Here is a 10,261-nt window from a genome sequence, read left to right as displayed (position 1 = left end):
TAAGAAGTTTTAGACGTGAATATCGAGTAAGCTGCCAATGACTTCATTGTTTTTCTCAATGACGGATGCACCCACTCGGTTGTAACCTGCAGCTTGCGTCAGGTTGATGAGTGATTCAACTTTTTGAGAGGGGAGGCTAGGAGTTGAAGCGGTTATTGCGACATCTGCCACTTTAGCCAAATCGATGTTGTGAGAAGCGATCTCTTCTTTCACTTTACCTAAATTATCATTAATGCCATGCGCGGCTTTTTCAGCCATCTGCTGTGACATCTGAACAATTTGGTGCCCAGATTGAATTCCTGATACAGGCATATCACCACTCCCAATACTATGCTAATGAGAGCATAGGTGGGGTTTATAAAACGTTCAAGTGTTTTATATCAATGATTTGATTAAGCAAACAGTTTGGAAAGCATTTCTCGCTCTTCAACAGAAAGTACTGGGTTTTGCGTTTTGTTTAACTTTACGCTTATCTCACCCTGTAATGATTTCAACTGACTCGCTGTTAAATCACTGAGCTTTTGTTTAAGTTCATTAAATTGTTGTGCGTTCATCTCAATACCCTCGTTGTAATTCGGTTTATCCTTCATTTCCCGAAATTCTTCGTCCTTTGGATACAACATATTTATTCAACCTAGATAGATTAGAATTTGATCGATTGCTTTTTGTCCGAATATTGTCAAGGTGCGTTAAGTGATACGTCAGATTTTTCCTATGAAGGTACATGATTACCCACTTTGGGGTAGATAGAAAAGTAGAAAGAAAAAAGGAAGCGACAATTCGCTTCCCTTTTATATGCGTGTGTTACTAGTTAACCCTCACTGCAAACTTACTGGCAAGTGAATGTAGCTCTGGGAGCATGCGATAGATAAGGTGAAGTTGCTGCAATACCATGCGAGCGGAACTATCATCTTCATCTCGCCACTCATTCAAGCGTTGCTCAAGCCCTGCGTCGTCAATATTAGATAAATCGCACTCTTCGCAATGCTGGTGAAGCTGTTTATGGAGAACGTCTAAATGCTGATGAATACAGCGGTGCGCATCTAAAACGAGCTTATGAATTGACTCATCTTCAATGCGAGTTCGGTGCGCACCAAGAGCAGAAATATAGTTCAGCATTGCGTGATTTAACGTTAAGAAGCGGAAGCTCTCATCAACGGCAGCACGATATTTACCAGGTTCCGCAAGCATTGTACTGATGGCAGAAGAAAGTGAGGCATCACTGTTATGGGCTTGACGACGAGCAATGCGATAGCTCAAGTTGTCCTTTTTACCAATTCGATACTGACCAATGATCTGATCGAGATACTGTTTGTTAGCATCTATCGCATCCGACATGACTTTGTGCAGCCTTCTCGATTGCCAATCTGGCAAAATAACCAGCACGGCTCCTACAGCAAGCACACACCCGATGAGGGTATCAGCCAGTCGAGGAAGCACAACCGCGTAACCTTCACCTAACTGGTTGAATAAGAAGAGGACCAGTAGTGTGATAAAACCAGTTGCGTATCCGTAATTGTTCATCCGAAAGGCGAAAAACATCACGCCAGAAATAACGATGAACACTAGCTGGCTTTCTTGAGAAGGGAAGAAAGTCAGTAATGGTACGCCAATTAACAAACCAGCTAAAGTGCCTATGACTCGCGCTGTCAGTTTTTGACGTGTTGCGCTGTAGTTCGGCTGACACACGAAGAGAGTGGTTAAGAGTATCCAGTAACCTCGGTCGATGTTGAATACTTGAATGATTCCATAACCAATCGTCAAGGCAATCGACATACGCAATGCGTGTCGAAACAGCATCGAATCTTTGTGTAAATTCGCGGATATACGCTGCCACATGGCTTTTAATGTGTGCGGGTTAGTATCGGCGAGCGTATCTTCCTCTAGGCCCTCGACATCTGGGTTGTTAATGTTATTCAGTTGCTTTTCTACCGTCGCTAAGTTATTGAATAAATATGTTAACTGCATTAGCAGACGTTTCCAGTGTCCCTGCTTTTGTTCTTCTAAGTAAGCAAGTGAATTTTGCACTTCAGCTAAGGCCAAGATGGACTGATCGGTATGTGAGTATTCATTCCCTAGCTGAATCGCTAATGCAATATCACGACACGCTTGGGCTTGAGATTCCAAAAGATATTTAAAGCGAAACAGCACATCAGAACGTTCAAATTCAGTTGCTAAATCTTGATAGCGGTAATGGCTAGAGCTGACTCGTTCGTGGATGTCTTGAGCGATGAAGTAGATATTTAAGAATCGATCACTAGGGCCATCAATGTGGCCGCGTTTCGAGCGGTTTAGTAATGTGGCTTTGCAAGCGTTTAGCGCCATCACCGTCGCTGCGTTGCACTTGGCGGCTTCAATCCGAAGTGGCTGTGGCGTTAGGTTGGTGACAGGGTGAAAAAGCTTGGCTTTCGCATCGAGATAATTTGCCATTTGGAAGAACACATTGGCTAAGCTTTGTTGCACAGGCTGAAGAGGCCAAAATATCTGCCAAATCATCGACATGAAGTAATACCAAGCAGCACCAGTTAAAAGCAGTAGTGGCTGAAACCAAATGTTAGTACTTTCATGCGCACCAAGCATGGTGTAAATGGCGATCAGCAAAGAGCCAAAAGCAATGCTCGCGTATTTAGGACCTATCGCTCCAAGAATGATAAAACCAAAGGTTGAGATAAATAACCCTAAAGCAAATGCCCAAGGGGTGTCGAACAAGATTTCAATTGAGAAAGCGGCGAGCGCAAAACAGAGAAAAGTCAGAATCAGCGCCTTGATGCGCCCAGTGAAGCTGTCATCACTCTCTGCCAAAGCAGCAGCAATAACGCCCAATATTAGAGGCGTGATCAGCGTGTTTTTCTCGAAGTACCAAGTCGGGCTAACCACACCCAGTAAGGTGATTAGGATAAGAACGCTGTAATTTATGGTCTTGTTTGCCCAATAGAGCCGAAATTTAGAAGTTGCTTGCACAATGCGCCTTATGTTTCCGATGAAGAACGGGGGGAATACTACCAAACCCACTATAGCGCGTTTATGATTTACTTTAAGAAAAATTCGTTGTTGCTGATAAAATCAACAGGGATGTCATTGACTTATACTAAAGTAGCCACGCAATGTGTCTATAATTGTAAAGTCAGCTTCAAATAGAATGAGCTTTAGGTTACTAAATCGACAGTAATGTGAATTTTATTAAAGAATAAAAGAAGATGCTTACTTAGGTGCTCGCCATTGCTACAATTTGGCGCCTTAAAATGATATAAATCGACAACTTTTAACTTAAAAGGCGCACGTTTCATGCAGCTTACTGCCACTAGCAAAGCACAGTTTTTTATTCAAAATGAGTACCATCACGTCGAAATAAAAGAGAACAGTGTTTTATTAAGCTCAATAGGCAGTGAAGAACATATTCCTTTTACGATCTGGAATGGCAAAGTTAGCGTAAAGCGTGGGTTGTTATGGAGCTCTTTGCAGTTTTTTGCTCATGAGCACGAAGGCAAACAACAAAGCTGGCTAGTACAAGGGCTACCGTGGCCACAATGTCGTAAGTTTGCTCTTGAAGCTGTTCGTCAGTATCAAGAATGGCACAATACTCAGTGCCGAAAACTGGCTGAGTATCTACCTAAGTGGGAAGAAGAGCTCTACAAACTTAAGCATCTTCCTGCCTATCTATCGCACTCTCAAGTGGTCTCCTGGGTGGAAAGTCTTAACCAAGAGTTAAGCGAAATGAAAACCACTCTAGAAGAAGCCAAAATGCGGATGCCGAATCGCATGGCGGAAATCGAACCTTGGCTTATTGATACGTCTGCGACGCTTGGTGAGCGTAATCGTGATTGGCTTGAGGAAGAACGTCCGAATTGGGAAGTGCTGTTTAATCGCATAGAATCTTCGCCTTTAAACTTATCCCAGCAATATGCGGTGTTGCTCAACGATGATCACAACTTAGTCCTTGCTGGCGCAGGCTCTGGCAAAACCAGTGTTTTAACGGCTCGAGTTGCATACTTGCTGCAAAGCCACCAGGCTCAAGCAGAAGAGTTGCTTATGCTGGCTTTCGGTCGTGATGCCGCGACTGAAATGAAAGAGCGTTTAGTGGATAAAGTAGGCATGGCCGCAGACGGTGTGCGTGTGAATACGTTCCATCAACTAGGCTTATATATACTTAATCAAGTTGAGCAACAGCCTGTTGAGATCAGTCCGTTGGCGTTAGATGACAACCAGCGAACAGCATGGTGTGTAGATTGGCTGAAAAAGCATTGGATGACGCCTACTAACTTTAAACGTTGGCAAAAACATTTAGACAAATGGCCGATTGCCTATTTAAAAGGGGACGATGAGTTAGGAAGTCACTCAGAAAACCCAAAACTGATCGCGTGGCTAGACTCTCAGTTGTCTCACTTAGCTGCGGTAGGGCTAACCAAAAAGCAAGTGCAAGAAAAGTTGGTAAATCACCAAGACTATACTCGTTTAAACAGCGAACTCGCCTTGTGTTGGCCATGTTTTACTGCGTGGCAGAAAATGCTTAAAGAAAGCAATCAAGTGGATTTCCCTACCATGATCAGTCGTGCGACAGATTATGTAAATAAAGGGAAATTTGTCTCCCCATGGCGCTTCATTATGGTCGATGAGTACCAAGATATCTCTCCAGACCGTTTAGCACTGATTGAAGCACTGTGCGAATCCACACCGAAACAAGCGGGTGCGACGTTGTTTGCGGTTGGTGATGACTGGCAGGCCATCTATCAGTTTGCTGGTGCGGACGTCGATCTTATCACTGGGTTTAAAGAGCGCTTTGCTCACTCTACCGTTCATCATCTAGATACGACTTATCGTTTCAACAATCAGATTGGTGATGTGGCAAACACTTTTGTTCAGCAAAACCCATCGCAATTGCCGAAAACACTAAATAGCCACAAGCAACGTAAGCAGAAGAGTGTGCATACCGCACCGAGTAACCAAGTTGAAAAGATCTTGGATCAATTGAATCAACAAGCCAAGCAAACCAAGTCAGTCTTATTGTTAGGACGTAATCATTATCATAAGCCCGACTTGTATGACGATTGGTTGCGACGTTTTCCTAATCTCGATATTCGTTTTATGACTTGCCATGCGAGCAAAGGGCGAGAGGCTGATTTTGTCATTATTCTTTCTGTGGATGAGGGGCAATTCCCTGCGAAGAAGAAGCAAATTCACATTGATGGCGCATTGACCGAGTCCAAAGACAAATTCCCTCACGCAGAAGAGCGCAGGCTGTTTTACGTGGCAATTACGCGTGCGAAAGAGAAAGTTTGGATTACGCACACTGGCGCTGGGTCCGCATTTGTTCAAGAGCTCGTCAATGGCGATTATCCGATCATCACTTCGCGTTGAAGGCAGATTTCTGAATTTTAGAAACAATAAAGGCGATACTCAGTATCGCCTTTACGTTATTCGGTTGGAATCAAAGCTTACATGCGTTCAGCAAGATACGCTTCGTAATCCGGTACTTCAATATCCACTTCTTGCTCAAGAAGAGGGGAGTTAAACAAGAACTTAGCGGTGGCTCGGTTCGTTGCCACAGGAATATTCCAAACGCTAGCAATACGAAGAAGCGCTTTAACGTCTGGGTCGTGAGGTACGGCGTTTAGCGGATCCCAGAAGAAAACGAGAACGTCGATTTTGCCTTCTGAAATGAGCGCGCCAAGTTGTTGGTCACCGCCCATTGGGCCACTGATCATGCTCTTAATCGCCAGTCCAGTTTCTTTGCTCAACATGTGCCCGGTTGTGCCAGTCGCGTAAAGAAAGTGACTCTGCAGTTTTTCTTTGTTTTCTTTTACCCAGCGAAGTAGCTCAGGTTTGCAGTTGTCATGGGCAACCAAAGCCACATGTTTGTGGGTTGGCATGGTACGAATGGTTTTTTGCATCAAGATGTTTCCGTTTATATGATTTTAAAATTGTTGTTATTCAATAGAACACGTTTTTTGTCTTTCAATCAACAGCCTTAACACGGAATGTCGGCCTATATTCTGACGGAGATAACGATTCTTCGATCGTATCGTCATGAAGTGTCTTCGGAGTCAGTGGTTTGATCGTTGGTGAGGCATGTTTGTCATACGCTTCACCCCTCAAGTAATGCGCTGCTTGCATGACGGAAAGCCTGCCTTGCTGCACCATTTTATCTGTTGGTGCGAAGAGCACTTTGTTACGCAATAGTCCTCGGTAAACACCGTGACTTAAGTACACAGAAACCAAACCGATCTCCTCAGCTTTGCCTGCGCTACGCAGTTCACTGATAGCGGCTTCAATCGCAACCGCGCTGCCAACAATATAATCTATATTTCCCATATCAATCACACGTTGAACCAGGTTACGTTGTAACTCCTTGTCGTTGTCTGCCCAAAACGAGTCAACGATGTTGATATCACTTCCTTGGATCGCTTCATAAAATCCGGCAGTCACGGGCTTCGTACCTCCACGAGTACGCGGCCCCAAAAGTAAGGCAATGTTTGTTTTTCCTGATCCCTTTGGATGGCGAGCAGCCAGATATTTTCCCGCTTCGTATCCCATCCAGTGCCAGTCAACACCGACCGTACCTTTTAACAGCTCACTTTGCTCTTCATCCAGATCGAGTTGGTTCACAGTAGCAAAGACAGGAATGTTTCCGACCCAATTCTTAAGCGAATGTTCATAGGCTTGTGGGTCCACTGTCCCAAGGACAATCGCATCTGCTCCCCATTGGCTGCACAGTGCGAGTTGTTGCTCTTGACGCGTTTTGTTTGGGTAGCCACCCGCTTCAAGGACTCTCAGCTCGACGCCTTCTTTTTTCGCTTCGGACACCATTCCATAGTTTACTGATAACCAGTATGAATCCTTTAGGTGAGGGTAAATGGCACATACTTTTTCTGCTGCAACCACTGGTAAAGAAGCGACAAGGGCTAATGTGACTGCAGAATGTTTGAAAATTGTGCGAAATGCGTGTTGATTTTTAACCATGAAATGAAGTTCGTTGGCATAGATTAAGTAAACACTGCAAAATATAACGTAATATGTCGCTGAACACGAACATTAAGGTCATGAAAATATGTTGCTAGCAACCGCAAGCATCGGTCGTAAACTCTTGTTGTCTTTCATTGCGATGGCAATGCTGGTTATGTTATCGGCACTTATTGGTGTGTCTGGATTTTCTTTAGTTGCCAAGACGGAAAGAAATGTCGTGGATTCTGCAATTCCCGCCATGATTGAAGCGAGGCAAGTCTCTGAGTTGAGTACTCGCATCATTTCGTCTGTACAACTGTTATCGAACGCAAGAAACGAGCAGGAAAGAAAAGAGTCTGGGCGTGTGCTTTTCGAACAGCTCGAATCATTGCTTACTCATATCAAAGAGCTGGGGAGTGAGTCGTTTGATTCTCAATTGCTAGAAGATCTCGAGAGTAACGTCCAGAACGTTATCGACAACTTGGCAGAACTTGGTGTTTCGGTTGAAAGAAAGCTGTGGCTGGCAAAAGAGATTGATACTCGTGTCGAAGAGATGCGCTTACTGAGTGAAGAGTTGGAACAGCTAACTCGCACGCAAGTTCAGAACACGAGCACCATTGCCGTTGCTAACGTCACACATATCTATGATTTATTAGAATCGAATAAAAAATCGCAAGTTTATCAGGCACTAGATGCGCTGGTGGAAGTGGATCTAGATCTGACGGAGCGATTGCATGAGCTGCACTTACTGGCTTTTAAAATGCTGAATCAAATTGAAGAAGCTCGCACATTAACCAATATTGAGCGCATCCAGCAGGTGCAAGGTGATTTTGAAAGTAATCTCAAAATCATGAAGCGCCGTGTGCTTGCCGTGGAAGATCCCACTCGCTCTAAACAAATGAGCCAACTACTAACAGAGCTCGGTAAGCGTCAGGTCGTGTTCACTATTTTGATGCAGCAGTATGAGAATAACGAACAATCTCAACAACTGATGCAAAAGACACTGGAATTGTTTTCGGAGCTGAATGGCACCGTAAACAAATTGGTTGATGATTCAAACAAAACGACAACCGTCGCTGTGGATGAATTGACGAGCACGCTGAAATTCGCTCAGTGGTCTCTAACGGTGATTTCAATTGTTGGTTTGATTGTGTTGGTGCTGATTTTATGGCGTGTTGTATACCTTTCTGTGGTTAAGCGATTGGCAGAGTACTCTGCCGCGCTGCTTTCTGTGGCGCAGGGTAACTTAGCCGTCGAGCTGGAGGTAAAAGGCAAAGATGAGCTAGCGCATATGGGGCAAGCTATCATCACGGCTCGAAATACAGCGCAAGCGCTAAAAGTGGTCGCAGAGGGAGAAGCTCAAGCCAAGCGAGAGCTCGAAGAGCACAAAGAGCATTTGGAAGAGCTCGTTGAGCAACGCACTTCACAGTTAAAACAAGCGAACCGCCGTTTGAATGAAGAGGTTTTGAATCACGCGAAAGCTCGTAAGCAAGCAGAGCAAGCGAGTCGAGCTAAATCAGCATTCTTGGCGACCATGAGCCATGAGATCAGAACGCCGATGAATGGAGTGCTCGGAACGGCACGTTTGTTGATTGATTCAGGCCTCAACCCTATTCAAAAGCGTTATGCGGAAATCATCAACCGCAGTGGTAAAACGTTGCTCGCGATTCTGAATGATGTGCTGGACTACTCCAAGATTGAAGCAGGGCATTTAGAGATTCGCCACATGGGCTTCGATTTACACCAAATGGTTGAAGACACTTTCCAGTTAATGAACAGCCGAGCTCAAGAGAAGAAGCTGTTGTTTTCCTATCATATTGAAAGTGATGTAGGTCGCTATTGGAAAGGGGATGTCACCAGAATCAGTCAAGTGCTTAACAACCTTGTCGGAAACGCGATTAAATTTACTGACGAAGGTGAAATTGATATCTACGTTAGCCTCAACCCAGAGGATGAGTCGCAAGTCCTATTTGAAGTATCAGACACCGGGATAGGTATTGCCAAAAAAGATCAGAGAACGTTGTTTGATGCCTTCACGCAAGCCGAAGGTGGGATGAGTCAAACTGGAGGAACGGGGCTTGGCTTGGCCATCAGTAAACGAATCATTGAAGCGATGGGCGGTATTTTAGAAGTCGATTCTGAAGAAGGAGATGGCAGTCGATTCTGGTTTTCCATTCCATTAGAGGAAAGTGAGCCTGTTGAAACCGGTGCAGTGGCAACCGCGCGCTGCAAAGTGAAAGCGAAAGTCTTGTTGGTAGAAGACAATGAAGTAAACCGAGTGGTTGCGGAAGGCTTTTTAGAAAGCATGGGCCACCAGGTCGTGATGGCAGAAAACGGCTCACAGGCAGAGCAACTGAGCAGCACGCAGGATTTTGATATCGCTTTAGTCGACATCAACTTGCCAGACTGTGATGGAACCGAGTTAATCCAACGTTTAAAACAAATTGAATGTAACAAACCAGCCAATAAAGCCCTTGCTGCTACGCCTATGATCGCAGTGTCTGCGCACGTTTTTGCCGAAGAAGTTGAGCGCTATTTAGCTGCAGGTTTTGACGGGTATTTACCTAAACCATTGGCAAAAGAAGCTCTAGCGGCATTGATTCAGGATGCGCTGGATGGAAAACCGTTGTTGTTGCCACAAAATGCCGACTGTACCCCGTTTGATCAAACTTCGTCTCAAGAACAAGCGATACAATCAAAGGTTGTTCAAGTCCCTAAAACAGAGGAATCAGATGTGGTCATCATTAACCCGAGCGTGATTGAGTCCGATATGAAAATCTTGGGCAGAGAGAAGATGTTGCACATCATTAATCTGTTTAGAACGACCAGTGCCGATGTACTAAGCAAGCTGCAAGTGTCTGCTGGTGGTAATGACAGTAAAGAAGTGAAGAACCTTGCTCACAAACTAAAAGGCAGCGCAGGGAGTTTAGGGCTTACGGCATTAATGAACTCTTGCCAAGAAATTGAAGCTGCGCCTCAACCTTTAGATACCTACATGGCGACTAAAGATCAATTGGTGTCTCAAGTGTCTGAATCAATTCAAGCTCTTGATGAGTTGATGGCGAAGTAAATCAATTGCATCCCAAAAACAAAAACCTCCGGCAAGCCGGAGGTTTTTTCTATTCGGTCATGTCATCTTCCCACTCGAATCGAGTGTCTAGGGCATAAGGGTCGTCATCAAAAGGATGCTCCACTTTGCCACGCAAGTATTCGAGTTGATGCTCAAGCATGTTGACCGTTTCGTAGTCTCCCTCAGAACAAGCAACGTAAATCTGTTGTTCAAGAGCGGCAATGTTATCTCGGATACCCATGAGAACCCCCT

At 44.6% G+C, this 10,261-nt stretch carries 8 protein-coding genes; 2 read left to right on the top strand and 6 right to left on the bottom strand.

Going from position 1 to position 10,261, the window contains the following annotated elements:
• Positions 1-9: 9 nt before the first annotated feature.
• The 3 genes from J8Z23_RS18180 to yccS all read right to left on the bottom strand — a co-directional run bounded on the left by J8Z23_RS18180 (position 10) and on the right by yccS (position 2,961).
• Positions 10-312, bottom strand: coding sequence for a hypothetical protein (locus J8Z23_RS18180; protein ID WP_005396673.1), 303 nt, complete (start codon positions 310-312; stop codon positions 10-12).
• Positions 313-392: 80 nt separating this feature from the next.
• Positions 393-623: a hypothetical protein gene (locus J8Z23_RS18175; protein ID WP_041853076.1), complete on the bottom strand. Its 231-nt coding sequence runs from the start codon at positions 621-623 to the stop codon at positions 393-395.
• 184 nt (positions 624-807) lie between these two features.
• The gene (gene yccS, locus J8Z23_RS18170; protein ID WP_434635670.1) at positions 808-2,961 is read right to left on the bottom strand and encodes a YccS family putative transporter; all 2,154 of its coding nucleotides are present in this window, start codon (positions 2,959-2,961) and stop codon (positions 808-810) included.
• A gap of 324 nt (positions 2,962-3,285) precedes the next feature.
• Here yccS and helD point away from each other — a divergent pair, with 324 nt between their 5' ends.
• On the top strand, positions 3,286-5,355 hold the full coding sequence (gene helD, locus J8Z23_RS18165) for a DNA helicase IV (protein WP_150916766.1): 2,070 nt from the start codon (positions 3,286-3,288) through the stop codon (positions 5,353-5,355).
• Positions 5,356-5,432: 77 nt separating this feature from the next.
• On the opposite strand, the gene J8Z23_RS18160 is transcribed toward helD, so the two are convergent.
• Together J8Z23_RS18160 and torT are read right to left on the bottom strand one after the other, a co-directional pair.
• Complete coding sequence (locus tag J8Z23_RS18160; protein WP_005376571.1) at positions 5,433-5,888, bottom strand: methylglyoxal synthase; 456 nt, start codon at positions 5,886-5,888, stop codon at positions 5,433-5,435.
• Positions 5,889-5,952: 64 nt separating this feature from the next.
• A complete protein-coding gene (gene torT, locus J8Z23_RS18155; protein ID WP_080619283.1) occupies positions 5,953-7,002 on the bottom strand; it encodes a TMAO reductase system periplasmic protein TorT in 1,050 nt (349 codons plus the stop codon).
• A gap of 43 nt (positions 7,003-7,045) precedes the next feature.
• Between torT and torS the strand changes: the two genes are divergently transcribed.
• A complete protein-coding gene (torS, locus tag J8Z23_RS18150; protein WP_434635669.1) occupies positions 7,046-10,009 on the top strand; it encodes a TMAO reductase system sensor histidine kinase/response regulator TorS in 2,964 nt (987 codons plus the stop codon).
• A gap of 49 nt (positions 10,010-10,058) precedes the next feature.
• On the opposite strand, the gene J8Z23_RS18145 is transcribed toward torS, so the two are convergent.
• Positions 10,059-10,250 carry a hypothetical protein gene (locus J8Z23_RS18145; protein WP_005376565.1) on the bottom strand — a complete coding sequence of 64 codons (192 nt, stop codon included), beginning with the start codon at positions 10,248-10,250 and terminating at the stop codon, positions 10,059-10,061.
• Between the last annotated feature and the right edge of the window lie 11 nt (positions 10,251-10,261).

It is taken from the genome of Vibrio sp. SCSIO 43086, from assembly GCF_051132235.1.
Lineage (GTDB): Bacteria > Pseudomonadota > Gammaproteobacteria > Enterobacterales > Vibrionaceae > Vibrio > Vibrio diabolicus.
Note: the sequence above shows the minus strand (reverse complement) of the source record. Positions and strands in the feature narration are given on the sequence as shown.

Excerpts from the sequence above, each read along its gene's own strand:
- J8Z23_RS18160 (WP_005376571.1), bottom strand. The coding sequence starts at position 5,888 with ATGCAAAAAACCATTCGTACCATGCCAACCCACAAACATGTGGCTTTG.
- helD (WP_150916766.1), top strand. The coding sequence starts at position 3,286 with ATGCAGCTTACTGCCACTAGCAAAGCACAGTTTTTTATTCAAAATGAG.
- J8Z23_RS18175 (WP_041853076.1), bottom strand. The coding sequence starts at position 623 with ATGTTGTATCCAAAGGACGAAGAATTTCGGGAAATGAAGGATAAACCG.
- J8Z23_RS18145 (WP_005376565.1), bottom strand. The coding sequence starts at position 10,250 with ATGGGTATCCGAGATAACATTGCCGCTCTTGAACAACAGATTTACGTT.
- torS (WP_434635669.1), top strand. The coding sequence starts at position 7,046 with ATGTTGCTAGCAACCGCAAGCATCGGTCGTAAACTCTTGTTGTCTTTC.
- J8Z23_RS18180 (WP_005396673.1), bottom strand. The coding sequence starts at position 312 with ATGCCTGTATCAGGAATTCAATCTGGGCACCAAATTGTTCAGATGTCA.